This window comes from Mesorhizobium carmichaelinearum (assembly GCF_900199455.1).
Taxonomy (GTDB): domain Bacteria; phylum Pseudomonadota; class Alphaproteobacteria; order Rhizobiales; family Rhizobiaceae; genus Mesorhizobium; species Mesorhizobium carmichaelinearum.
In genome coordinates this window covers 1-379 of sequence record NZ_FZQR01000196.1, presented here as the reverse complement: position 1 = coordinate 379, position 379 = coordinate 1, and the positions used below count along the sequence as shown (strand labels likewise).

Sequence of the window (379 nt, the reverse complement as noted above, 5' to 3'; positions counted from 1 at the left end):
ATGCTGAGCATGTCGAGGTGGCTACATGTCGTGGCGTTCGGGTCGTGGTGCTCACTGACGAGGATGTCAATGCGCTTTCTGATACCGTCACCAGTCAGGGGATCTTCGCGGTATGTCGGCAGGTTACGCGTCGTGAGCTGCCTGACGAAGCTGTTCGTCTCGCCGTCATCTGCGCTCAAGTGCGCGATCCCGGAAATGCCGGAACGGTCATCCGCTGCGCCGACGCGTTTGGCGCCGATTGCGTCATCTTGACGCGGGGATCGGTTGATCCACATAACCCCAAGACGGTTCGCTCTTCGGTCGGGTCGATCTTTCACTTGCCCGTCGTTGTCGGTGTCGAGCTGGCCGATGCGGTTGAGTGGGCCCATCAACACCAGAT

Annotated in this window: 1 protein-coding gene; it reads left to right on the top strand. The window is 59.9% G+C overall.

The features are described from left to right. Positions 1–17: 17 nt before the first annotated feature. A partial coding sequence (locus CKW40_RS45705) for a TrmH family RNA methyltransferase (RefSeq protein ID WP_198421209.1) occupies positions 18–379 on the top strand: 362 nt, incomplete at its 3' end.